This window comes from Streptomyces sp. RB17 (assembly GCF_009604455.1).
In the GTDB taxonomy this organism is placed as follows: Bacteria; Actinomycetota; Actinomycetes; order Streptomycetales; family Streptomycetaceae; genus Streptomyces.
Genome location: NZ_WEGL01000002.1, coordinates 532,004 through 556,750 on the forward strand (window position 1 = coordinate 532,004; position 24,747 = coordinate 556,750).

The 24,747-nt window shown below is 72.0% G+C and carries 20 protein-coding genes; 18 read left to right on the top strand and 2 right to left on the bottom strand.

Annotation, left to right across the window (positions count from 1 at the left end; genetic code table 11):
- The first annotated feature begins 18 nt into the window (after positions 1-18).
- From SRB17_RS09325 to SRB17_RS09355, 7 genes are all read left to right on the top strand, one after another.
- Complete coding sequence (locus tag SRB17_RS09325) at positions 19-1,305, top strand: ABC transporter substrate-binding protein (protein ID WP_323375222.1); 1,287 nt, start codon at positions 19-21, stop codon at positions 1,303-1,305.
- Between the two features lie 6 nt (positions 1,306-1,311).
- The gene (locus SRB17_RS09330) at positions 1,312-2,217 is read left to right on the top strand and encodes a carbohydrate ABC transporter permease (RefSeq protein ID WP_153536673.1); all 906 of its coding nucleotides are present in this window, start codon (positions 1,312-1,314) and stop codon (positions 2,215-2,217) included.
- Positions 2,214-3,119 (top strand): carbohydrate ABC transporter permease, encoded by a 906-nt coding sequence (locus SRB17_RS09335; RefSeq protein ID WP_153536675.1) that lies wholly within the window; start codon positions 2,214-2,216, stop codon positions 3,117-3,119. Before SRB17_RS09330 ends, SRB17_RS09335 begins: the two co-directional genes overlap by 4 nt.
- Before the next feature lie 26 nt (positions 3,120-3,145).
- Complete coding sequence (locus SRB17_RS09340) at positions 3,146-4,402, top strand: glycoside hydrolase 5 family protein (RefSeq protein ID WP_153536677.1); 1,257 nt, start codon at positions 3,146-3,148, stop codon at positions 4,400-4,402.
- A complete protein-coding gene (locus SRB17_RS09345; protein ID WP_323375223.1) occupies positions 4,399-6,438 on the top strand; it encodes an endo-beta-N-acetylglucosaminidase in 2,040 nt (679 codons plus the stop codon). Before SRB17_RS09340 ends, SRB17_RS09345 begins: the two co-directional genes overlap by 4 nt.
- Before the next feature lie 37 nt (positions 6,439-6,475).
- Positions 6,476-9,496 (top strand): alpha-mannosidase, encoded by a 3,021-nt coding sequence (locus SRB17_RS09350; protein WP_153536679.1) that lies wholly within the window; start codon positions 6,476-6,478, stop codon positions 9,494-9,496.
- 88 nt (positions 9,497-9,584) lie between these two features.
- Complete coding sequence (locus SRB17_RS09355) at positions 9,585-10,052, top strand: DUF4231 domain-containing protein (protein WP_153536682.1); 468 nt, start codon at positions 9,585-9,587, stop codon at positions 10,050-10,052.
- 13 nt (positions 10,053-10,065) lie between these two features.
- Here the strand turns inward: SRB17_RS09355 and SRB17_RS09360 are convergent, their stop codons facing one another.
- The gene (locus tag SRB17_RS09360; RefSeq protein ID WP_323375224.1) at positions 10,066-10,767 is read right to left on the bottom strand and encodes a FadR/GntR family transcriptional regulator; all 702 of its coding nucleotides are present in this window, start codon (positions 10,765-10,767) and stop codon (positions 10,066-10,068) included.
- Positions 10,768-10,931: 164 nt separating this feature from the next.
- On the opposite strand from SRB17_RS09360, the gene SRB17_RS09365 reads away from it, so the two are divergent.
- From SRB17_RS09365 to SRB17_RS09400, 8 genes are read left to right on the top strand one after another with little or no spacing between them, the layout of a single operon-like run.
- Positions 10,932-11,996, top strand: a complete 1,065-nt coding sequence (locus SRB17_RS09365; protein WP_153536684.1) for a sugar ABC transporter substrate-binding protein — start codon at positions 10,932-10,934, stop codon at positions 11,994-11,996.
- Positions 11,993-13,483: a sugar ABC transporter ATP-binding protein gene (locus tag SRB17_RS09370; RefSeq protein ID WP_153536685.1), complete on the top strand. Its 1,491-nt coding sequence runs from the start codon at positions 11,993-11,995 to the stop codon at positions 13,481-13,483. The genes SRB17_RS09365 and SRB17_RS09370 overlap by 4 nt, the downstream gene beginning before the upstream one ends.
- Positions 13,476-14,504: an ABC transporter permease gene (locus SRB17_RS09375; RefSeq protein WP_153536688.1), complete on the top strand. Its 1,029-nt coding sequence runs from the start codon at positions 13,476-13,478 to the stop codon at positions 14,502-14,504. The genes SRB17_RS09370 and SRB17_RS09375 overlap by 8 nt, the downstream gene beginning before the upstream one ends.
- A 36-nt stretch (positions 14,505-14,540) precedes the next feature.
- On the top strand, positions 14,541-15,881 hold the full coding sequence (locus tag SRB17_RS09380; protein WP_323375225.1) for an L-fuconate dehydratase: 1,341 nt from the start codon (positions 14,541-14,543) through the stop codon (positions 15,879-15,881).
- Complete coding sequence (locus SRB17_RS09385) at positions 15,878-16,633, top strand: SDR family NAD(P)-dependent oxidoreductase (RefSeq protein WP_153536690.1); 756 nt, start codon at positions 15,878-15,880, stop codon at positions 16,631-16,633. Before SRB17_RS09380 ends, SRB17_RS09385 begins: the two co-directional genes overlap by 4 nt.
- Positions 16,630-17,601, top strand: a complete 972-nt coding sequence (locus SRB17_RS09390) for an aldo/keto reductase (RefSeq protein ID WP_323375226.1) — start codon at positions 16,630-16,632, stop codon at positions 17,599-17,601. Before SRB17_RS09385 ends, SRB17_RS09390 begins: the two co-directional genes overlap by 4 nt.
- The gene (locus tag SRB17_RS09395) at positions 17,598-17,948 is read left to right on the top strand and encodes an L-rhamnose mutarotase (protein ID WP_153536692.1); all 351 of its coding nucleotides are present in this window, start codon (positions 17,598-17,600) and stop codon (positions 17,946-17,948) included. The genes SRB17_RS09390 and SRB17_RS09395 overlap by 4 nt, the downstream gene beginning before the upstream one ends.
- Positions 17,945-18,784 carry an amidohydrolase family protein gene (locus tag SRB17_RS09400; protein WP_323375227.1) on the top strand — a complete coding sequence of 280 codons (840 nt, stop codon included), beginning with the start codon at positions 17,945-17,947 and terminating at the stop codon, positions 18,782-18,784. Before SRB17_RS09395 ends, SRB17_RS09400 begins: the two co-directional genes overlap by 4 nt.
- 49 nt (positions 18,785-18,833) lie before the next feature.
- Here the strand turns inward: SRB17_RS09400 and SRB17_RS09405 are convergent, their stop codons facing one another.
- Entirely contained in the window at positions 18,834-20,255 is a 1,422-nt protein-coding gene (locus tag SRB17_RS09405; RefSeq protein ID WP_323375228.1) for a lipase maturation factor family protein, read from the bottom strand.
- 129 nt (positions 20,256-20,384) lie between these two features.
- Here SRB17_RS09405 and SRB17_RS09410 point away from each other — a divergent pair, with 129 nt between their 5' ends.
- From SRB17_RS09410 to SRB17_RS09420, 3 genes are all read left to right on the top strand, one after another.
- Positions 20,385-21,671, top strand: coding sequence for a DUF6777 domain-containing protein (locus SRB17_RS09410; protein ID WP_323375229.1), 1,287 nt, complete (start codon positions 20,385-20,387; stop codon positions 21,669-21,671).
- An 85-nt stretch (positions 21,672-21,756) separates the two neighbouring features.
- On the top strand, positions 21,757-23,838 hold the full coding sequence (locus SRB17_RS09415; protein ID WP_153536694.1) for a SpoIIE family protein phosphatase: 2,082 nt from the start codon (positions 21,757-21,759) through the stop codon (positions 23,836-23,838).
- A gap of 45 nt (positions 23,839-23,883) precedes the next feature.
- Positions 23,884-24,747, top strand: a complete 864-nt coding sequence (locus SRB17_RS09420) for an Fpg/Nei family DNA glycosylase (RefSeq protein WP_153536696.1) — start codon at positions 23,884-23,886, stop codon at positions 24,745-24,747.

Here is a 24,747-nt window from a genome sequence, read left to right on the forward strand (position 1 = left end):
CAAGGGAGCCGTGTCATCGTGCCCATGTCTCGCAGAGCCCTCGCCGCCGCTGCCGTCGCCCTCGTCCTGCCGCTGAGCGCCTGCGGTTCGGGCGGCGACGACGGCGGCTCGACCGACGCCTCCGGCAAGGTCGAGGGCGACATCACCTTCCAGACCTGGAATCTGCGCGCGAACTTCAAGTCGTACTTCGACGGCCTCATAGCCGACTTCGAGAAGAAGTACCCCGGTACGCATGTGAAGTGGATCGACCAGCCCGCCGAGGGCTACCCCGACAAGCTCAGCGCCGACGCCGGCGGCGGCACCCTGCCCGACGTCGTCAACGTCTCTCCGGACCTGGTCGCCCCGCTCGCCAAGGCGGGCCTCGCCCTCGACCTCGACAAGGCCGCCGGACAGTACAGGTCCGAGTACCTCGGCGGCGCCTGGGCCAGCCACCAGGTGCCGGGCATGAGCGGCACGTACGCCTTCCCCTGGTACCTGAACACGGGCCCGCTGTTCTACAACAAGGCTTTGTTCAGGAAGGCCGGACTCGACCCCGACCAGCCGCCGAAGACGTACGACGAACTCTTCGCCGACGCCCTGCAGATGGCGCAGAAGAGCGGCGGCAAGGTCGCCACCCTCGCCAACGTGCCCACCATCGAGGACTTCGGCCGCTACGGCGTCACCCTCATGAACAAGCAGGGCACCGCGTTCGCCTTCAACGACGCCAAGGGAGTCGAACTCCTCGGCAAGTACAAGGAGTTGTACGACGTCAAGGCCCTCGATCCGCAGGCGCTGACCGCGACCCCGGAGTCCTCCGGCAAGAAGTTCCTCACCGGCGCCGTCGCCATGAACCCCGGCAGCGCCCTCGACCTGGACAACTTCAAGAAGAACGCGCCCAGCCTGTACAGGAACATCGGCATCACCGACCAGATCACCAGCACCGGGCACGTCAACATGTACGTCATGGGCGTGATGGTCAACTCCCGCACCAAGCACACCCCGGCCGCCGTCGCCTTCGCCCACTTCGTCACCGACGCGCAGAACCAGATGTCCTTCGCCAAGAAGGTCGCCATCTTCCCGAGCACCGCCGGCTCCCTGAACGACCCGTACTTCACCAAGGAGGACGGCAGCGACGAGACCCGGGTGCGCATCGCCGCCGCAAACTCCCTCAAGAAGGCCGTCAATTACACGCCCGTGCTGTTCAGCGACCAGATGAAGACCGCACTGCGCAACGAGGTGGCCAAGGCGCTCCAGGGCAAGGAGAGCCCCAAGCAAGCTCTTGACAACGCTGTCAACGCCGCCAACCGGCTGCTCCAGCAGGGCTGACCGGCCATGGCGACGCCCACCGCACCCGCGCGGACACCCCGCGTACGACGGCAGCTGCCGACCAGCCCCTGGCTGTTCGCCGCCCCGGGGCTGCTCGTCACCGGCGCCTTCGTCCTCTACCCGTTCGTCTCCACCCTGGTGAACTCCTTCACCGACCGCCGCACCCTGCTGCCGGGCCACTTCGTCGGCCTCGCCAACTTCCGCGAACTGCTCCACGACGACATGTTCTGGACCGGCCTGCGCAACAGCACGCTGTACATCGTCGGGGTCGTACCCGCCCTGGTCGTCCTGCCACTGCTGCTCGCGCTGCTGGTGCAGAAGAACATCCCCGGCATCACCTTCTTCCGCTCCGCCTTCTACACCCCGGTCGTCGCCTCGATCGTGGTCGTGGGGCTGATCTGGGTGTGGCTGCTGGACGAACGCGGAATGGTCAACTCGCTGCTGGAGACCGTCGGGATCGGCCGGGTCGGATTCCTCAGCGACCAGTGGCTGCTCCTGTTGAGCGCGATGGCCGTCACGGTGTGGAAGGGCCTCGGCTACTACATGGTCATCTATCTGGCGGCGCTGGCGAACGTGCCGCGCGAACTGCACGAGGCCGCCGCCGTCGACGGTGCGGGCCCGGTGCGCCGCTTCTTCTCGGTCACGGTTCCCGCCGTCCGCTCCACCATGGTGCTGGTCGCCGCGCTCTCCTCGGTCGCCGCCTTCAAGGTGTTCTCCGAGGTGTACCTGATGGCCGGCCCCAGCGGCGGCCCGGCCGGCGAGGACACCACCCTCGTCATGCTGGTCCAGCGCACCGGCACCGGCCTGACCGGCCGCGTCGGCTACGCCTCCGCGCTCTCGGTCGTCGTGTTCGTCGTCACCGTCGCGCTCATGCTGCTCGTGCTGCGCGCCGACCGCCGGGAGGAGTCATGAGCGTCCTGGAGAAGGTACGGCCCGCGCCGCCGGTCACCGTGCGCAAGGAACCGCGCGTCACCGACCAACACGGCCGCCGTATCCGCGTCGGCGAGCTGGTCTGGCGCTATCTGCTGCTGCTCGCCGTCCTCGCGCTGACCGTCGGCCCGTTCCTGTGGCAGCTTTCCACCTCCCTCAAGGGCCCCACCGAGGACATCTACAGCTCGCCGCCGGGCTTTCTGCCCGCGCACCCCACCCTGCACAACTACACGCGGGTCGCCGGCACCATCCCCGTCTGGGACTACGCCCTGAACTCCCTGAAGGTCGCCACCGCCAACGTCGTCACCAACTGCGTCGGCTCGGCGCTCGCCGGATACGCCCTGGCCCGGCTGCGCTTTTGCGGCCGGAAGGTGATCACGCTGGTGTTCGTGCTGGCCATGCTCGTGCCCGTCGAGGGCATCGTCATCGCCCAGTTCACCACCATGCGCGAACTCGGCCTGAACAACACGCTCATCGGGGTCGTGCTGCCCGGCGCGATCGGCGCGATGAACGTGCTGCTGATGCGCAACGCCTTCCGCAACCTGTCGTACGAGATCGAGGAGGCCGCCTATGTCGACGGCGCCAACGTCTGGCAGCGGTTCCTGCGTGTCGCCCTGCCCTCGGTGAAGGGGACACTGGCCGTCGTGGCGATCTTCGCCTTCATGGGCGCCTGGGACGACTTCCTGTGGCCCCTGATCGTGCTCAGCGACCCCTCCAAGTTCACCCTCACCATCGGCCTGAACTATCTGCACGGCACCTTCGCCAACGACGAACGCATCGTCGCCGCCGGCACCGTGATCGCCGTGGCCCCGCTCATCGCGCTGTTCGCCTGCCTGCAGCGGTACTTCTTCCGCGGGGTCGGCGAGGGCGCCGTCAAGGGCTGAACACCCGTACGTCACAAGGACACTCCATGCCCCCTGCCGTGCGCTTCGGCGTCAACTACACCCCGAGCGAAGGGTGGTTCCACCACTGGCTCGACTTCGACCTCGACTCCGTGCGCGCCGATCTCGACGCGATCGCCGCGCTCGGCCTCGACCACATCCGGGTCTTCCCGCTGTGGCCCTACTTCCAGCCCAACCGGACCCTGATCCGTCCGCGCGCCGTCGAACAGCTCGTGACCCTCGCCGACGCGGCCGCCGAACGCGGCCTGGACGTCAACGTCGACGGCCTGCAGGGGCACGTGAGCAGCTTCGACTTCCTGCCCGCCTGGACGCGCACCTGGCACCGGCGCAACCTGTTCACCGACCCGGACGTGGTTGAGGGCCAGGCCACCTATCTGCGCGCCCTCGCCGCCGCCCTCGCCGACCGGCCGACCTTCCTCGGCATGACCGTCGGCAACGAGGTCAACCAGTTCGCCGCCGGCCCGCACCCCGACCCCGACCGCATCACGGCCGAAGAGGCCGAGCAGTGGCTCGTGCGGATGCTGGCCGCCTGCGCCGAGGGGGCCCCGGACCGGCCGCACCTGCACGCCTCCTACGACGCCGCCTGGTACCAGGACGACCAGCCCTTCACCCCCGGCCACTCCGCCCGGCTCGGCGACCTCACCGCCGTGCACTCCTGGGTGTTCAACGGCACCGCCCAGCGCCACGGCCGCACCTCCGTGCCGGCCGAGCACCACGCCGCCTACCTGGTGGAGCTGAGCAAGGCCTGGGCCGAGGAGCCGCACCGGCCCGTCTGGCTCCAGGAGGTCGGCGCGCCCGCCCCGCTCGTGCCCGCCGAGCACGCCGCCGCCTTCGCCGAGGCGACGATCGGCAACGTCCTCGACTGTCCGGACCTGTGGGGCGTCACCTGGTGGTGCTCCTACGACGTCTCGCGCGACCTCGCCGACTTCCCCGAACTCGAGTACGGGCTCGGCCTGTTCACCAACGACCGGAAGCCCAAGGACATCGCCCGCGTCCTGGCCGAGGCGGCACGCCGGCCCCACACGGACCCCGCCCCGCGCACCACGGCCCTCGTCGTACCCGAGGACCCTGGCCGCCGCTCCCACTGCGCCCCCGGCGGGGCCGTCTTCGACGCGTTCTTCCGGCTCGTCGCCGACGGCGCCCGCCCCACCACCGTCCTCGACACCCGCGCCGACGACAGGGACCACCTCGCGGCGCGCGGCATCACCGAGGTCGTCACTCCCGATCAGGTACTCCCCACCCCACACGGAGGCACCCGCTCGTGAACCCCACCAGACGCACCGTCCTGATCGCCGGCGCCGCCGCCGGTCTGTTCCCGCTGCCCGCCTTCGCGGCCGCCCGCCCCAGAGCCGCGGCGACACCGCCGTACGCCTCGTACTGGTACCCCGACTCGCTCCCCGCCGGCAGCCCCGGCCCCGGCATCACCTGGCGCAGCCTGAAGAGCTGGCGCCCGGCCGACGACCCCGACCTCGCTTTCAACGCCGCGTCGGTGCCGCTCGCCGGCCGCTTCACCCCGACCCCGGCGAACACCACCGCCCGCTCCGGCGAGGCCCGCGTCCAGGCCCTGGTCTCCTTCGGGCCGACGTCGAGCAACCCCTCCCAGGGTTCGGCCACCGCCGACTACTACGCCCTCACCCACTGGGCCTACCTGGACGAGCTGGTCTTCTGGGGCGGCTCGGCCGGCGAGGGCCTGATCCTCGCGCCGAACGCGCCGATCGTGGACGCGGCCCACCGGCACGGCGTCCCGGTGCTGGGGAACATCTTCCTGCCGCCGGTGGCGTACGGCGGACAGCTCCAGTGGACCCGGGACCTCGTGCAGAAGGACGCCGCCGGGCACTACCCGCTCGCCGCGCAACTCGTCGCGGTCGCGGCGGCCTACGGCTTCGACGGCTGGTTCGTGAACGCCGAGACGGGCGGCGGGAACACCGCGCTCGGCCGGTCCATGCTTGGTTTCGTCACGGAGCTGAAGGCGCTCGGGGCGGCGCGCGGACAGCGGGTGACCTGGTACGACGCGATGACGGTCAACGGCACGGTCAGCTGGCAGGGCGCGCTGAACAGCCAGAACGAGGCCTTCTTCCAGGCGGCCGACGACATGTTCGTGGACTTCCGGTGGAGCGCGGCCACGCTCGCGGCCTCAGGTACCGAGGCCGACCGACTGGGGCGCAGCCGGTACGAGTTGTGGGCCGGGGTCGACGTCGAGTCCAGCGGGTCCGGTACGTCGGTGGACTGGGACGCGATCGTGCCGTCCGGCAAGCCGCACGTCACCTCGCTCGGCTTCTACCGGCCGGAGTGGACGCGCAACCATCTGCCCGCCGACCAGCGTGCCCCGGAGGACTTCCACGCCGCCGACGACCGGTTCTGGACCGGGCGGTCGCTGGACCCGTCCCGGCCGGAGGCGAGTGATCCGTGGCGGGCGCCCGCGGTGTCGGTGGCGGACCGGTCCACGGTGACCTCGCTGCCGTTCGCGACCGTGTTCAACACCGGTCACGGGCTGCACTGGTACGAGGACGGCTCCGCCACCTCGGACGCGGCCTGGAACCACCTCGGGCTCCAGGACCGGCTGCCGGGGCGGCGGTGGGTGGTGCGCACGGCGGGGGAGCGGCCGGCGGTCTCCTTCGACTTCGCCGACGCCTGGCGGGGCGGGAGCAGTGTGCTGGTGGACGGTGAACTCGATCAACCGGCCGTGGTCGATCTGTACGCGACCCGGCTGCCGGTCGGTGTGAACACGGTTTTCGAGCTGACGTACCGGACCGACGCCGGCGCCGTGAACGTCGAGCTGGCGGTGGCGACGGCCGAGCCGAGCGGCGCCGGGGCGACACCGCCGTACACCTACATAGCTGTGAACCCGGTCAATAGCCGCATGCGCGTGAAGTCGGTCAACGGCTGGCAGACCGTGACGCTTCCGCTCACCGGGCTGACCGGCACGGGCACAGCCACCCTTCATGCCCTCGGTGTCCGGCTCACCGCCACCGAGGGCCCGGCGCGCTGGCGCCTCGGCGGCCTCGCCGTCCGGGACGCCGTCACCGCCCCGGCCGCGCCCACGGGCGCCCGCGTCACCGCCGCGACCGGCGGGGACCTCCGGCTCGCCTGGAACGCCGCGCCCGGCGCCGTCCGCCACTACGAGCTGCACCGCCTCCTGCCCGACGGCACCCGCCGCTTCCTCGCCGGCACCTGCCAGTGCGCCTCCTTCCTCACCGGCCTCGAGCCCGAACAGGGGGAGAAGGCCGCACGATTCGAACTGCGTGCCGTGGGGGAGCTCTACAACGCCTCGACCCCCGTCATCGTCACCCACCCCTGGTAACGACCGCGATCACCCGGAACCCGCAGGAGCATCCCGCATGCATGACGACCGCACCCTGGTGGAAGCCCGCCTCCGGCGCGTCCTCGACGAACGCATCCGCCCCGCCGTGTACCCCGAGTCCGTGCCGCTGCAGGTCGCGGTGTGGCACGCGCCCGGCGAGCCCGTGCCGGTCGAAGAGGGACTGGCCGCCGAGCCCGAGCCCGTCGAGGTCGGCGCCCGGTGGGGTGCTCCCTGGGGCACCAGCTGGTTCCGGGTGACCGGGACCGTGCCCGAGGCGTGGGCCGGGAGGACCGTCGAGGCGCTGCTCGACCTGGGCTTCGACGAGAACATGCCCGGGTTCCAGTGCGAGGGCCTGGTCTACCGGCCCGACGGCACCCCGGTGAAGGGCCTCAACCCGCGCAACCAGTGGGTGCGCATCGGCGCCCCGGTGGCGGGCGGCGAGGAGGTGGTTCTGCACATCGAGGCCGCCTCCAACCCTGTCATCCTCGATTACCACCCCTTCCTGCCCACGCAACTCGGCGACAAGGAGACCGCCGGGCAGGAGTCGCAGTACACCCTCACCCGCATGGACCTCGCCGTCTTCGACGAGTCGGTGTGGCAGCTGGTCATGGACCTGGAGGTGCTCGGCGAGCTCATGGCCGAGCTGCCCGTGGACTCCGGGCGCCGGCACGACATCCTGCGCGCGGTCGAACGCGCCCTGGACGCCGTCGACCTCCAGGACGTGAACGGCACGGCCGACCGGGCCCGCGCCGCCCTCACCGGTGTGCTGTCGGCCCCCGCCGTACCGTCCGCGCACCGGATCAGCGCCGTCGGGCACGCGCACATCGACTCGGCCTGGTTGTGGCCGCTGCGGGAGACGGTCCGCAAGGTGGCCCGTACGACCTCCAACATGACCGCGCTGATCGAGGACGAGCCGGAGTTCGTCTTCGCCATGTCCCAGGCGCAGCAGTGGGCCTGGGTGAAGGCGCACCGGCCCGAGGTGTGGGCGCGGGTCAAGAAGGCCGTCGCCGAGGGGCGGTTCGTGCCGGCCGGCGGGATGTGGGTCGAGTCGGACACCAACATGCCGGGCTCCGAGGCGATGGCCCGGCAGTTCGTGCACGGCAAGCGGTTCTTCCTCGACGAGTTCGGCGTCGACAACGAGGAGGCCTGGCTACCCGACACCTTCGGCTTCGCCGCCGGACTCCCGCAGATCATCAGGGCGGCCGGTTCCAAGTGGCTGCTGACGCAGAAGATCTCCTGGTCGCAGACCAACAGGTTCCCGCACCACACCTTCCAGTGGGAGGGCATCGACGGCACCCGGATCTTCACCCACTTCCCGCCCGTCGACACCTACAACTGCTCCATGAAGGGCAGCGAACTCGCCCACGCCGCGCGGAACTTCAAGGACAAGGGCCGCGCCCGGCACTCCCTGGCACCCACCGGCTGGGGCGACGGAGGCGGCGGCACCACCCGCGAGATGGTCGCCAAGGCGGCCCGGCTGGGCGACCTCGAAGGCTCCGCCGCCGTCGTCTGGGAGACTCCCCGCGCCTTCTTCGAGAAGGCCGAGGCAGAGTACCCCGAACCACCCGTCTGGGTCGGTGAGCTGTACCTCGAACTGCACCGCGCCACCCTCACCAGCCAGGCGAAGACCAAACAGGGCAACCGGCGCAGCGAACATCTCCTGCGGGAGGCCGAGCTGTGGGCGGCCACCGCGGCCGTACGCACCGGATTCCCCTACCCCTACGAGGAGTTGGACCGCATCTGGAAGACGGTCCTGCTGCACCAGTTCCACGACATCCTGCCCGGCTCGTCCATCGCCTGGGTGCACCGGGAGGCGCGGGCGACGTACGAACGGATCGCCGGGGAGCTGACCGGGATCGTCGCTGCGGCCCAGCAGGCGCTGGCGGGGGAGGGGTCCCGGGAACTGGTCTTCAACTCGGCACCGCACAGCCGTGACGGCGTTCCCGCCGGAGGTGCCGGTGCACCGCGCCCGCCGCAGGGAACGCGGCTGTCACCCCGTGCCGCGGGCGGTCACGTCCTGGACAACGGCCTTCTCCGCGTCGAGATCGACGCCCGGGGCCTGGTCGTCTCCGCGTACGACATCGGGGCCGACCGCGACACCGTCGCCCCCGGCGGGGCCGCCAACCTCCTCCAACTGCACCCCGACTTCCCGAACATGTGGGACGCCTGGGACGTGGACGCCTTCTACCGCAACACGGTCACGGACCTCACGGACGTGGACGAGGTGAGCGCCGGCGAGGACGGGATCTCGGTGCGGGTCACCCGCTCCTTCGGCGACTCCCGGGTCACCCAGGTGCTGTCGCTGCCGCCCGGCGAGCGGCGGCTGGTCGTCGACACCGAGGTCGACTGGCACGAGACGGAGAAGTTCCTGAAGCTGGCCTTCCCGCTCGATCTGCACGCCGAACGGTACGCGTCGGAAACCCAGTTCGGGCACGTGTACCGCCCGACCCACACCAACACCTCGTGGGAGGCGGCCAAGTTCGAGGCGTGCAACCACCGCTTCGTCCACCTGGAGGAGCCCGGCTGGGGCGTGGCGGTCGTCAACGACTCGACGTACGGCCACGACGTGACCCGCACGGTGCGCACCGACGGCGACCGCGGTACGACGACCACTGTGCGTGTCTCCCTCCTGCGCGCCCCGCGCTTCCCCGACCCCGAGACCGACCAGGGCGTCCACCGCTTCCGGCACGCCCTCGTCCCGGGCGCCTCGATCGCCGACGCGGTCCGCGAGGGCTGGCGGATCAACCTGCCGGAACGGCGCCTGACCGGCGGCCAGGAGGTCGCGCCGCTGGTCACGGTGGACGACGACGCGGTCGTGCTCACCGCGGTCAAACTGGCCGACGACGGCAGCGGGGACGTGGTGGTCCGCTTCCACGAGGCCCACGGCGGCCGGGCCAGGGCCACGCTCACGGCCGGGTTCGAGGTGGCGGAGGTGACCGTGACCGACCTGCTGGAACGGCCGGGCGGCGGCGCCGAGCCACCGGTGCGCGACGGCGAGCGGATCACCGTACGGCTGCGCCCGTTCGAACTGGTGACGCTGAGGCTGCGCAGGGCGTGACCCATGGAGGGCGAGGGCGCCCGGCGCGGCCGCCCTCGCCCACCGTCGGGGCTTTCCCCGGCGCGGGCACAGCCACCATGATGTGCCGATGAGACGAACAAGGGTCCCCGAGAGCTCCCGGGCCGTGGAGCCGGATCCCCTGCTGGCTCTCGCCCGAAGGGATCTGACGTTCTACGCGAGGGCCTCCGACCGCGCCAGGCGGCTGCACCACGGGACCGAACTCGGCGCTCTCCTCACCACGTCGGTGACGGTCGTGGCCGCCGGTCTGCATGCTCCCGCCTGGCTGACCGCGCTGATCGCGGGCGGCGCCGTCTTCTTCACCGGCATGCGCCAGCTGTACGGCGCCGGCTCGCGCTGGGTGCTGGCCGCGCAGGCGCGGGAGTCGTTGCGCCGGGCACTCGACCGCTACCTGCTCCTGCCCGAGACCGAACGTGACGCGGCGGCCCGGCAGGCGCTGCAGACGGTGGTCGAGGAGGTCGGAGCGAACGAGCTGCGCGCTTGGTCCGAGGCGCAGAGCGGGCGCCCGGAACCGCCTCTGCCCTCGGTGGGAGCCTGACCGAAGGAGCTGGTCAGGGCCCCAGCTGCGTCCTGAGCCACTCCTCCACCTCGCCGACGTGGGCCGCTGCCGCCGCTCGCGCCGCCTCCGGGTCGCGGGCGGTGAGGGCACGGTGGATGGCGGCGTGTTCGCGGCGGGTTCGGGCGAAGGCCCCCTCCTCCTGGTAGCCGCGCCAGACGCGGGCGCGGAAGGTGCGGGAGGACAGGCCCTCCAGGATGGCGGCCATGGTCTCGTTGCCCGCGGCGGCGGCGATCTCGCGGTGGAAGGCGAGGTCGTGGGCCAGGATCACCTCGGGATCGTCGGTGGCGTTCATCGCCGCCAAGTGCTTCTCCACGGCGGCGAGTTGGTCCTCGGTGATGCGCGCGGCGGCCAGCGCGGTCGCCGTCGACTCCAGGATCCGGCGGACCTCCAGCAGTTCCACCAGGCGCGGACCCCGAGACAGGTCCGCGACCACCCCGAAGGTCTCCAGCAGGTCGCCGGCCTCCAGTGCGGTGACGTAGATCCCGGAGCCGTGCCGGGCCTCCAGGACGCCCATCACGGTCAGGGCGCGGATCGCCTCCCGCATCGAGCTGCGGGAGATGCCCAGCCGGGCCGCCAGATCCCGCTCGGTGGGCAGCCGTTGGCCCGGCTCCAGCCGGCCCTCGGCGATCATCGCCTTGATCTCCTCGATGGCGCGCTGGGTCACCGTGCCCTTCTGTGGGGCCTCCTCGTCCACGCCACTCCTCCTTCCCCCCCGGTTCGCCGCAGTCTAGCCAGCCAAGTGGTCCGACCACTACGGCTGAAGGCGCGGAATTTTCCCTGCATGAGGGTGTTGACTCGGCCTATTGGTCTGATAAGTATGCGGCGTCTGCTCGAACACCCTCGACGAGGAGCCGCGAGATGCCCGCCAGCACGGTCAGGAAGCGCAGCAGGTCCCGGATCATCGGCGCGGTGGCACTGGCCGCCGGTGCCTCGCTCATGCTCGCCGCCTGCGGCAGCACCAAGGACACCGCGAGCGCGGGCGGTGGCGGCACCGGCAGGGTCGGCGTGATCCTGCCGCTGCTGACCTCGCCGTTCTGGCAGTCGTACAACGACTACGTGCCCAAGATGGCCCAGTCCGAGGGCGTCCAGGTGCTGAAGACGGTCAACTCCAACAGCGACCCGTCGCAGCAGATCACCGACATCGACAACGAACTCAACCAGGGCGTCAAGGGGTTGGTCGTCGCCCCGCTGGACAGCGCCGCCGTCCAGGCCGGACTCGACCAGGCCGAGCGCAAGGGCGTCCCCGTGGTCGCCGTGGACGTCGCGCCCGACAAGGGCAAGGTCGCCATGGTGGTGCGCGCCGACAACGTGGCCTACGGCGAGAAGGCCTGCGACTACCTCGGACAGCACGTGAGCAGCGGCAAGGTCGTCCAGGTCATGGGCGACCTCGCCTCGGTCAACGGCCGCGACCGCTCCGAGGCCTTCCGGTCCTGCGTGAAGAAGAAGTACCCGAAGCTCAAGGTGCTGGAGATCCCCGCCAAGTGGGAGTCCGACACCGCTGCCGCCAAGCTGGACACCCTGCTGGGCGCCAATCCGGACATCAAGGGCATCTACCTGCAGGCGGGCGGTGTCTACCTCGCGCCGACCCTGCAGACCCTGAAGTCCAAGAACATGCTCAAGCCGGCCGGGCAGAAGGGCCACATCGCGATCGTCTCCAACGACGGCATCCCCCAGGAGTACGACGCCATCCGCAAGGGCCAGATCGACGCCACGGTCTCCCAGCCCGCCGACGCCTACGCCAAGTACGGCCTGTACTACATCAAGGCGGCGATGGCCGGGAAGACGTTCAAGCCCGGCCCCACCGACCACGGCTCGGTGATCGTCAGGCTGCCCAGCGGCATCCTGGAGGACCAGTTGCCCGCGCCGTTGGTCACCAAGGCCAACGTCGACGACCCCAAGCTGTGGGGCAACACGGTCAAATGAGCACTCCGCTTGTGGAAGCCGAGGGTGTCGTCAAACGGTACGGCCCCACCGTCGCGCTCGCCGACGGCCGGCTCACCGTCCGGCCCGGCGAGTCCCACGCCCTGGTCGGCCGCAACGGCGCCGGCAAGTCCACCCTGGTCAACGTCCTCACCGGCCTCCAGGCCCCGGACGCGGGCACGGTCCGCTTCGACGGCGAGGCCGCGCCCCCGCTCGCCGACCGGGAGGCCTGGCGCCGCAGGGTCGCCTGCGTCTACCAGAAGCCCACGGTCGTCCCGGAGCTGACGGTCGCCGAGAACCTGTTCCTCAACCGGCAGCCGACCGGCCGCGGCGTCATTAGCTGGCGCCGGCTGCGCCGGCAGGCCGCCGAACTCCTCGACACCTGGGACGTGCACGTCGACCCCGAGGCGCGCACCGCCGACCTCCGGGTCGAGGACCGGCAAATGGTGGAGATCGCCCGCGCGTTGAGCTTCGGCGCCCGGTTCATCGTGCTCGACGAACCCACCGCCCAGCTCGACAACCGCGAGATCGAGCGGCTCTTCACCCGCATGCGCTCGCTGCAGGACTCCGGCGTCACCTTCCTGTTCATCTCCCACCACCTCCAGGAGGTGTACGAGGTCTGCCAGACGGTCACCGTCCTGCGCGACGCCCGCTGGATCACCACCGCACCCGTCGCCGACCTGTCCAAGGCGGCGCTGGTGGAGGCCATGGCGGGGGAGTCGGTCGCCGAACAGGCCGTACCCGGCGGGGGAGTGGAGGACGGCGCCCCGGTCCTGCTGGAGGCGCACGGGCTCACCTCACCTGCGTACGAGAACGTCGACCTCATCGTCCGCCGCGGCGAGGTGGTCGGGCTCGCCGGCTCCAGCGGCAGCGGCAAGACCGAGCTGGCCGAGTCGTTCGCCGGACTGCACACCCCGGCCGGCGGAACCGCTCGACTCGGCGGCGAACGGCTGCCGTTCGGAGACGTACGAGCCGCCCTGCGGGCCGGGGTCGGCTGTGTGCCGCGCGACCGGCACGAGCAGGGACTGGTGTCCGGCATGAGTATCGGCGACAACACCACGCTGAGCGTGCTGGACCGGATCGGGCGGTTCGGTTTCGTCGCCACGGACAGCCGGCGCCGCTTCGCCGCCGAGCTGATCGACCGCCTCGACATCCACGCCGAGGGTCCCGACCAGCCCGTGTCCGACCTGTCGGGCGGCAACGCCCAGAAGGTCGTCATGGCCCGCGCCCTCGCCTCCGACCCCCGTCTGCTGATCCTGATCAACCCCACCGCCGGCGTCGACGTGAAGTCCAAGGAGTCGCTGCTCGCCCGCATGGACAGCGCCCGCGACGACGGCACCGCCGTCCTCGTCGTCTCCGACGAACTCGACGACCTGCGCCGCTGCGACCGCGTCCTCGTCCTCTTCCACGGCCGTGTCGTCGCCGAGCACCCGGCCGGCTGGCGCGACCACGAGCTCATCGCCTCCATCGAAGGAGTTGACCATGGCTGACACCCGGGCCGCCCCGCCGCTCGCACCCCTCGAGACCCCGGACGCCCGCTCGGCCAGGACCGTCCTGCTCCGCCGCGCCCGTGAACTCGCCCTGGTTCCGGCCCTGTTGCTGCTCATGGTGCTCGGTGCGGTGGTCAACGACTCGTTCCTGACCGAGCGGAACCTGATCTCGATCCTCGGTGCCTCCGCCGCGCTCGCGATGGTCGTGCTCGCCGAGGCCCTCGTGCTGATCACCGGCAAGTTCGACCTGTCCCTGGAGTCGGTGGTCGGGATCGCGCCGGCCGTCGGCGCCCTGCTGGTGCTGCCCGCGAGCCAGTCCGGCTGGGGCACCGAATTCCCTGCCGGGCTCGCCCTGCTCGCGATCCCCGTGGTCGGCGCGGTCATCGGCGCCTTCAACGGCGTCCTCGTCGTCAAGTTCCGGCTCAACGCGTTCATCGTGACGCTCGCGATGCTCATCGTGCTGCGCGGCCTGCTGGTCGGCGCCACCAAGGGCAAGACCCTCTTCGGCATGCCCGACAGCTTCTACTCCCTGGCCACCACCACCTTCCTCAACGTACCGCTGTCGGTGTGGCTCGCCGCGGTCGCCTTCGCCGTCGCCGGGTTCGTGCTGAAGTACCACCGCACGGGCCGCGCCCTGTACGCGATCGGCGGCAACGCGGACGCCGCCCGCGCGGCCGGTGTCCGCGTCGACCGGGTCATGCTCGGCGTGTACGTCGTCGCGGGCGTCCTCGCGTCGCTCGGCGGCCTGCTGCAGACCGGGTACGTCGGAGCGATCAGCGCCAACCAGGGCCAGAACATGATCTTCACCGTGTTCGCGGCCGCGGTGATCGGCGGCATCAGCCTGGACGGAGGCAAGGGCACCATGTTCGGCGCCCTGACCGGTGTCCTGCTCCTGGGCGTCGTACAGAACCTGCTCACCCTCGCCCAGGTCCCGTCGTTCTGGATCCAGGCCATCTACGGCGGGATCATCCTCGTCGCCCTCGTGATCGCGCGCGTGACGACGGGCCGCGCCCAGGACTGACCGGCCGTCACGTACCCGACCACCGAAAGGACTTCAGTGTCCCAGGCCCCCGCCCGCGTCACCGCGGTCGACACCCACGACATCCGTTTCCCCACCTCGCGCGAGCTGGACGGCTCCGACGCGATGAATCCGGACCCCGACTACTCGGCGGCCTACGTGGTGCTGCGCACCGACGCCGCCGACGGACACGAGGGGCACGGGTTCGTCTTCACCATCGGGCGGGGCAACGACGTCCAGGTCGCCGCGATCGACGCGCTCAGGGACCATGTGCTCGGCCGTGACGTGGCCGAGCTGTGCGCCGACCCCGGCTCGCTCTTCCGGGACCTGATCGGCGACAGCCAGCTGCGCTGGCTCGGCCCCGAGAAGGGCGTGATGCACATGGCGGTCGGGGCCGTCGTCAACGCCGTATGGGACCTCGCCGCCCGCCGGGCCGGAAAGCCGCTGTGGCAGCTGCTCGCCGACGCCGAGCCCGAGTGGCTGGTGCGCCAGATCGACTTCCGGTACATCGCGGACGCGCTCACTCCACAGGAGGCTCTGGACCTGCTGAGGCGCGGGAGAGCGGGCGCCGAAGAGCGCCGGGCAGGGCTGCTGGAGCGCGGCTACCCCGCCTACACCACCTCCCCGGGCTGGCTGGGCTACGACGACGACAAGCTGACCCGGCTCGCCGCACAGGCCGTCGCCGACGGCTTCACGCAGATCAAGCTGAAGGTCGGCGCCGACCTCGACGACGACATCCGGCGCTGCCGGGTCGCCCGCGCGGTCGTCGGACCGGACATCCGGCTCGCCGTCGACGCCAACCAGCGCTGGAACGTGGACGAGGCGATCCGTTGGACCAAGGCCCTCGCCGAGTTCGACCCGTACTGGATCGAGGAGCCCACCAGCCCCGACGACGTCCTCGGCCACGCCGCCATCCGCCGCGCGGTGGCCCCGGTGAAGGTCGCCACCGGCGAGCACGTGCACAACCGGATCATGTTCAAGCAGCTCCTCCAGGCGGGCGCCCTCGACATCGTCCAGATCGACGCGGCCCGCGTCGCCGGCGTCAACGAGAACCTCGCCATCCTGCTGCTCGCCGCCCGGTTCGGCGTCCCGGTCTGCCCGCACGCGGGCGGCGTCGGCCTGTGCGAACTCGTCCAGCACCTGTCGATGTTCGACTACCTGGCCGTCTCGGGCACCACCGAGGACCGGGTCGTCGAGTACGTCGACCACCTGCACGAGCACTTCGTCACCCCGGTCGTCATCCGCGACGGCCACTACACCGCACCCACTGCGCCCGGCTTCTCCGCCGCCCTGCGCCCGGAGGCGATCGCGCGGTACACCTTCCCCGGTGGCACCTACTGGGCCGCCGATCCCGAGACCCAGAAGGGACAGGCCGTATGAGCGACTTCGAGGGTCTGAAGGCCCTGGTCACCGGTGGGGCGTCCGGCATCGGCCGGGCCACCGCCGAGCTGCTCGCCGCCCGCGGCGCCCGGGTCGCCGTCCTCGACCGGGACCCGGCGGACGTCGACAAGCCGCTCCTCGCCCACCGCGCCGATGTCACCGACGACGCCTCGGTCCGCGCGGCCGTCGAGCGGGCGGCAGAGGACCTCGGCGGCCTGGACGTGCTGGTCAACAACGCCGGGATCGGCGCCCAGGGCACGGTCGAGGACAACGACGACGCCGAGTGGCGGCACGTCTTCGACGTCAACGTCCTCGGCATGGTCCGCACCGCCCGTGCCGCCCTGCCGCACCTGCGCCGGTCCACGCACGCGGCGATCGTCAACACCTGCTCCATCGCGGCCACCGCCGGACTGCCCCAACGCGCCCTCTACAGCGCCACCAAGGGCGCCGTGTACTCCCTGACCCTCGCCATGGCCGCCGACCACGTCCGTGAGGGCATCCGCGTCAACTGCGTCAACCCCGGTACGGCGGACACCCCGTGGATCGGCCGGCTGCTGGACGCCGCCCCCGACCCGGCCGCCGAGCGCGCCGCCCTTCAGGCCCGCCAGCCCACCGGGCGGCTGGTCTCCGCCGCCGAAGTCGCGGGCGCCATCGCCTACTTGGCGAGCCCTCTGTCCGGCGCCACCACCGGCACCGCCCTCGCCGTCGACGGCGGCATGCAGGGCCTCAGGCTGCGTCCGGCGGGCCGGTGACGAGGCTCGGCCGCAGCGGCGTCGAGGTCACCCCGCTCGGCTTCGGCGCCGCGACGCTCGGCAACCTCTACCGCCCGGTGGCCGACGAGCAGGCGCGGGAGGCCGTACGGGCCGCCTGGCAGCGCGGCATCCGGTACTTCGACACCGCCCCGCACTACGGGCTCGGCCTGTCCGAACGCCGGCTCGGCGCCGCCCTGCGCGCATACGACCGCGCCCAGTACACCGTCTCCACCAAGGTCGGCCGCCGCCTCGAACCCACCGCCGGCACGGGCGACGACCTCGCGCACGGATTCGCCGTACCCGACACCCACCGCCGGGTGTGGGACTTCACCGCCGACGGCGTCCGCCGCACCCTGGAGGCGAGCCTGGAGCGCCTCGGCCTGGAACGCGTCGACATCGTCTACCTGCACGACCCCGACGATCACGCCGAGCAGGCCTTCCGCGAGGGCTACCCGGCCCTGGAGAAGCTGCGCGCCGAAGGCGTCGTCGGCGCGATCGGCGCGGGCATGAACCAGACCGGGATGCTCACCCGGTTCGTCCGCGACACCGATGTGGACGTGGTCCTGTGCGCGGGCCGCTACACCCTGCTCGACCAGGGCGCCGGCGCCGAACTGCTGCCCACGGCCGCCGAGCACGGAGTGTCGGTGGTGCTCGGCGGCGTCTTCAACTCGGGTCTGCTGGCGGACCCGACGCCCGAATCGACGTACGACTACGGCCGCGTCCCTCGGGAGTTGCTCGACCGGGTGCTGCGCATGAAGGCGGTCGCCGAGCGGCACGGCACCACCCTGCGCGCCGCCGCACTGGCCTTCGCCTCCGCCCACCCGGCCGTCGCCTCCGTCCTGCCCGGGCCCCGCTCGGCACCCGAAGTCCACGACTGCGCCGACCAGTTCGAGTCCCCCGTCCCGGCGGAGTTCTGGCACGAACTGCGGGAGTCCGGTCTGCTGCCCCGAGAGGAGGGCCCGTCATGACAGTCGCCCTGCACACCAAGGTCCGCTGCGACAGGATCGCCGCGTACGAGGCGGCCCACCGTGAGGTGCCGACGGAACTCACCGCCGCGATCCGTGCCGCCGGTGCCACCTCCTGGACCATCTGGCGGTGGCGGTCGCCCCGCGCGAGCGAAGCCGAGCGTGGGGGAGGCACGGATCTGTTCCCTCTGCTGGAGTGCGAGGACTACGGCCGCCTGCTCGCCGAACTGGAGCAGTTGCCGGTCAACGTGGCCTGGCAGGCCCGGATGGCCGAGCTGCTGGACGTCGTGCACGACTACTCCGCGGGCGGCGCGGACGCCGGGCTGCCCGTCGTACGGGAGCTGCCGTGACCGTCGACGCCCACCACCACGTCTGGGACCTCTCCGTCCGCGACCAGGACTGGATCAAGGGGCCCGAACTCCAGCCGCTGCGCCGCACCTTCGGCCTCACCGACCTGGAGCCGGAGGCCCGCGCGGCCGGGGTGGACCGTACGGTCCTCGTCCAGACGGTCACCGTCGCCGAGGAGACGCCCGAGTTCCTCGCGCTCGCGGCCGGGCACGACCTCGTCGCCGGGGTCGTGGGCTGGACCGACCTCACCCGCCGCGGCATCGCCGACGAACTGTCCCGGCTGCGCGAACTCCCCGGAGGGACCTTCCTGAAGGGCATCCGGCACCAGGTCCAGGCCGAACAGGACCCGCGGTGGCTGTTGCGGAAGGATGTACGGCGCGGCCTCGCGGCCGTTGCGGCGGCGGGGCTCGTGTACGACCTGGTCGTGCTGCCCCACCAGCTCCCGGCCTGCGTCGAGGCCGCCGCGCGCCTGCCCCAACTCGCGTTCGTGCTCGACCACTTGGGCAAGCCGCCGATCGCCGCGGGAGAACGCGAACCCTGGGCGTCCGCCCTGCGCGCGCTCGCCGCCCTGCCCAACACCGTCGCCAAGCTCTCCGGCCTGGTCACCGAGGCCGACCCCGCCTCCTGGACGCCGGCCGACCTGCGGCCGTACACGGACACGGCCCTGGAGGCCTTCGGTCCCGGCCGGCTGATGTTCGGCTCCGACTGGCCGGTGTGCACGCTCGCCGCGCCGTACCCGCGGGTCCTGGACACCACCCGCACGCTCACCGCCGAGCTGACCGCCGGCGAGCGCGAACAGATCTTCACGGGCACCGCGACCCGGGTCTACGGCCTGTGAACGGACTACCGCGCAGGTTCACCCGGAACCCTGCGTACCGTCGTTCCCGCTACGGCCGCTGCGCCACCTCGGCCAGCCTAATGGGCGGCAGGTACTCGCGTACGAACGTCCGCTCCCAGCAGGCGCCCGACTCCCGCAGCTCCCGCCAGGTGGTGTAGCGATAACGGAAGAGGCGGGCACGGACATACCGCGGTGGGGTGTCCGGTGGGAAGGGCGAGCGGCGCAGCAGGCGCAGGGTGTCGCGGTCGTTCTCCAGCAGGCGTTCCACCAGACCGCCGAACCATTCACCGGCATAGGCCGGGGACAGCGCCGCGAACCACATCAGCCAGTCCAGGCGCAGATGGTAGGGGGCGAACTGGCGCGGCCAGTGCCGGGTGTCGCCGGGCTTGCCGCGGAACTCGTACTCCCGCCACTCCGAGTCCTCGCGGGGTGTGTCGTCCAGCGTGCCCTCGACCACGACCTCGTAGCGGACCCGGCTGACGCTGCCGAAGGCGCCGTAGGTGTTCACCAGGTGCAGCGGGTCGAAGGAGCGGTTCATCACCTGGCGGCGGGAGATCATGTTGACCACCGGGCGGTAGCTGAGGAAGAGCAGCAGCGCGGCGAGAGCGAGCACCAGGACCTCGTACCACAGCGGCGCTGCGGGCACCGACGGCGCGGACCCGGGAATCCGCAGCGCGGACAGGGCCAGCACGATGGTGATCCAGTTCAGCCACGAGAAGTTGCCGGACAGCACCAGCCACAACTGGGTGACGGTCATCAGCGCGGCGGCGGCCGAGGCGATCGGCTGCGGGGTGAACAGCAGCACCGGCACGACCAGTTGGGTCAGGTGGTTCGCGGCCACCTCGACCCGGTGCAGCGGCTTCGGCAGATGGTGGAAGAACCAGCTCAGCGGGCCCGGCATGGGCTGGGTCTCGTGGTGGTAGTCGAGGCAGGTCAGCTTCCGCCAGCAGGCGTCGCCCCGCATCTTGATCAGCCCGGCGCCGAACTCCACCCGGAACAGGATCCAGCGCAGCAGGAACAGGACGACCAGGGGTGGCGCCACCTCGTCGTTGCCGAGGAACGCGGCCAGAAAGCCGGTCTCCAGCAGCAGCGACTCCCAGCCGAACGCGTACCACGTCTGGCCCACGTTGACGATCGACAGATACAGCGCCCACGGCACCAGCCACAGCAGGATCCCGGCCCACAGCGGCAGCAGGGAGTCCGCGCCGGCTGTCAGTGCCGCCGACACCGCGCAGCCGGCCCACGCGCAGCCGGCGAAGAAGCGGTCGGAGTAACGCAGATGGAACAGACTCGGCGCCCGCTTGAAGGGGATCCGCGCCACGAACCGGGGGATCGGCAGCATGCCGCGCTCGCCCAGCAGTGCCCGGAACTGCAGGGCCGCCGTCAGGAACGCCACCAGGTACACGGCGGCCAGAGCCCGCTGGAAGACCAGCCGGGTCAGCCAGTAGTCGGGAGCGGTGAACCAGTTCACGGCTCTGCGCCCTTCGTCGCGGCCAAACCGCCGGTGTCGTGTTCATCATGACCCGCCCCCGAGTTGCCAGCCAAACGGGTGCGATGCAAACAATGGGGAGAAATCACCCACAGTGATGCGGAGTGTACGGTGCGGATACCCACCGGATCCATCGTCATGGCCTGCGCGCTCTCGGTGGCGCTCCTCGTGGCCGGCTGCGACCGCCCTGGCGTCAAGGAGGCCAGGATGGGCGACGAGGTCTATCTCCTGCCCGCCACGGCCCAAGGGCCCGACCCCTTCACCGGTTCCATGGTCACCGTGCCGACGGGATCTGGTGCGGGGAGCGCCGGTCCCACCGGGCCACCGCACACCGGTACGGCCGATCCCGCCGCCACCGGACCGCCCGTCCCCGGGTCGTCCCCGCCGGCACTGCCCGCCGGGCTGGTCGCCGTACCCCCGCGCCCCTTCCGCATCCTGTCCGGCGCGACTCCCGGCCTCTACGGCGGTACCGCGCGCAAGGCCGGCTGCGACGTCGAACGGCAGATCGGGTATCTGGCGGGGAACCGGGCCAAGGGGGACGCCTTCGCCCGCGCGGCCGGTGTCTCCGCGAGCGGCCTCGGCGGCTATCTGCGCGGCCTGACCCCCGTCGTGCTGCGCGCCGACACCCGGGTCACCGACCACGGCTACCGGGACGGGGAGGCCTTCGGTTATCAGGCCGTCCTCCAGGCCGGTACCGCGGTCCTCGTCGACAACCGTGGGCTGCCCCGTGTGCGCTGCGCCTGCGGCAACCCGCTGGCGTCGCCCGCGCCGACCCGCGGCGGCTTCGGCGCCCGCGGCAGCGCGTGGTCCGGCTACCGTCCGGGCCAGGTGATCGCGGTGGCGCCGGCACCCCGGGCGGTCACCAGCATCACGATCGTCAACGCCGAGACACGCACCTGGATCGAACGCCGCGTCGGTCACGACGTACGCCACGACCAGGTCGTCCCCGCGCCCTCCTGGGCCACCGCCGCGCCCGGCACCGCCCCCGACCCGGCGGACACCGCCTCCCCGGGCAGCGCACCGCCGTACACCACCCCGCCCGGTCCGCTGCGGAGCCTGCCGGGCACCTCTCCGGGCGCGACCGGCGGGCCGCCCACGGCTGCCGGCCAGACGGCGCCGGGCCCGGCCTCCGGGCGGAGCACCCCGGCCCCGGCCCCGGACACGGCCGGCCCGTGGTCCCCGCCGAACCTCGATCCCGATCCGGAGGCCCCCGGCAGCCCGGACCCGCCCTACGAGATCGGCCCGCCGGACGGGATCGGACCGCCCGGCATGCCCGACACCCTCGGCCCGCCCGACCGCGGCGGACCGGTCCCGGAGGGCACGCCGGACGCCGCCAGGTCCAGCGCGGTCCCCGGCGCGGCGGACGGCGAGGTCACCGCGCACCTCTCCGGCGGCTGAGCCCCTCCGGCGGCGGACGCGTACGCCCGTGGGCCGACCGGGAGGAACAGTCGAAGAATCGGACAAATCCTGGCAAGGTGGGCCCATGGCAGTTCGGGGAGCGAGTGCCGTGTCACTCCCGGAGGACTGGCCCGCCCACCCGGACCCGATCCTGGCGCTCAACCGCATGGGCACCTTCGACTGGGACCTGGACACGGGCCTGTTCCACATGGACGCCCAGGCACACGCGGTGTTCGACCTGCTGCCCGAGGAATACGACGGACACCCCGAGACCCTGTCCGTCCGGGTGCTGCCGGCGGAGGCGGCCCGGCTGGACGCGATGGTTGCCCGCGCCATCAAGGACGGCAGCGAGAACTACGGGGCCTACTTCCGCATCCGCTGCCGCGACGGCACCCAGCGCTGGACCCACACCCAGGGCTACATCCGCCGGGACGACACCGGCCGCCCGCGCCGGGTCATCGGCATCGTTCGCGACGCCACCGAGGAACTCGCCGAGAGCGACGGGCGCAGCATGCGGGCCGCCCAGGACGAGGCGTTCCGCCAGCAGACCAACGTCGTCCAGGCCGTCTCCGCCTCCCTCGCCCACGCCCGCAGCGTCCAGGAGGTCATCGACGCCCTCAAGGACACCCACGGCATCCGCCATCTCGGCGCGGCCAGCCTGGTCATGGGGCTGGTGGAGGCCGGCCGCATCCGGCTGGTGGCCGAGGGGCCCGTCGACGCCTCGGTCCCCGGCACCCAGGTCACCGGGATCGACGAGCCGTACCCGATGAGCGAGGTCGTCCGCACGCTCGTCCCGCGGTTCATCGAGTCCCCGGAGGAGTTCGCCGAGGGGTACCCGATCCTCTGGCCGCACCTCACCGACCTGCACGTCACCTCGGCCGCCTATCTGCCGCTGATCGCCCAGGCCCGCCCGATCGGCGCGATGGGGCTGCTCTACAGCGACCGGCGGGGCTTCTCCACCGAGGAGCGCGCCGTCCTCGTCGCGCTCGGCAGCAGCATCGCGCAGAGCCTGCAGCGCGCCATGCTCTACGAACAGGAGAAGGACCTCGCCCAGGGCCTGCAGCAGGCCATGCTGCCCCGCACCATCCCCAGTGTCCGCGGCGCCGACATCGCCGTCCGCTACCGCGCCGGCACCGCCGCGGGCGCCCTCGGCCGGGACATCGGCGGAGACTGGTACGACCTGATACCGCTGCCCGGCGGCCGGGTCGGCGCGGTCATCGGCGACGTCCAGGGCCACGACACCCACGCGGCGGCTGTCATGGGCCAGCTGCGGATCGTGCTGCGCGCCTACGCCGCCGAGGGGCACACCCCGGCGGCCGTGATGGCCCGTGCCTCCGTCTTCCTGCACGAACTCGACACCGACCGCTTCGCCACCTGCCTGTACGCCGAGGCCGACCTGTCCACCGGGGTCGTGCAGGCGGTACGGGCCGGGCACATCGACCCGCTGATCCGGCACGGCGACGGCAGCTGCCGCCGGGTACAGGTCGAGGGCGGGCTGCCGCTCGGCCTGTCCGCCGAGTTCGGCCGGCTGGAGTACCCCGTCTCCACCCTGGAACTCGACCCCGGCCACACCCTGCTGCTGTGCACCGACGGGCTCGTCGAACAGCCCGGTGCCGACCTCGACGACGGCATGCGCCGCCTGACGGCGCTCGTCGCGGAGGGTCCCGAGGACGTGCGCGCGCTGGCCAACAGGCTGATCCACGTGGCCGAGGAGCGCGGCGGCGACGACGACGTGGCGCTGCTCCTGCTGCGCCGGCGCACCGCGGAGGCCCCGCCCGCCGGCGGCCGGCTCCAGCAGCACGTGGCACCCGGCGACCCGGCGGCCCTCACCCAGGCCCGGCACCTGATCCGCGCCGCGGTCCGCTCCTGGGGCTACCGCGACCGCGCCGACGAGATCGAGCTGGTCGCCGACGAGCTGATCACCAACGCGCTGATGCACACCGAGGGCTCCGCGATCGTCACCCTGCGGGCCCTCGACGGCGGCCACCGCAAACTGCGGATCGAGGTGGAGGACTCCTCCAGCGCCCTGCCGCGCCGCCGCGAGCCGGGGGAGGACGGCGTCTCCGGCCGGGGTCTGCTGCTCGTCGAGATGCTCGCCGACGAGTGGGGCGTGGAGGCGCGGGGCGGCGGCAAGGCGGTCTGGTGCGAGTTCCGCCGGGGCGGCTGAAGCGCCTCGGCGCTCGATGTCGGTACCGGGTGGCACTCTGGACCCATGCCGGAACTGCCCGAGGTAGAAGCGCTGAAGGACTTCCTCACCGAGCACCTGGTCGGCCGCCGGGTGGCGCGGGTGCTGCCGGTCGCCGTCAGCGTCCTGAAGACGTACGACCCTCCGGTCACCGCCTTCGAGGGCGGCGAGGTGACGGCCGTGCACCGGCACGGCAAGTTCCTGGACCTGGCGGCCGACAGCGGGCTGCACCTGGTGACCCACCTGGCCCGGGCCGGCTGGCTGCAGTGGAAGGACCGGCTGCCGTCGGGCCCGCCCAAGCCGGGCAAGGGCCCGCTCGCGCTGCGGGTGGCCCTGGAGACCGGCGAGGGCTTCGACCTCACCGAGGCCGGCACCCAGAAGCGCCTCGCGGTCTACGTCGTCCGCGATCCGCAAGCGGTCGAGGGCATCGCCCGCCTCGGCCCCGACCCGCTCGCCGCCGACTTCGACGAGGACCGCCTCGCCGCCCTGCTCAGGGACGAGAGACGCCGGCTGAAGGGCGCCCTGCGCGACCAGTCCCTGATCGCCGGCGTCGGCAACGCCTACAGCGACGAGATCCTGCACGCCGCGAAGATGTCCCCGTTCAAGCTCGCCGACTCCCTCACCCCGGAGGAGATCCACCGGCTCCACGAGGCGCTGCGCTCGACGCTCGTCGAGGCGGTCGAGCGCTCCCGGGGCGTGGCCGCCGGGCGGCTGAAGGCCGAGAAGAAGAGCGGCCTGCGCGTCCACGGCCGGACCGGCGAGCCCTGCCCGGTGTGCGGCGACACCATCCGTGAGGTCTCCTTCAGCGACTCCTCGCTGCAGTACTGCCCCACCTGCCAGACGGGCGGCAAGCCCCTGGCGGACCGCAGACTGTCCCGGCTGCTGAAGTAG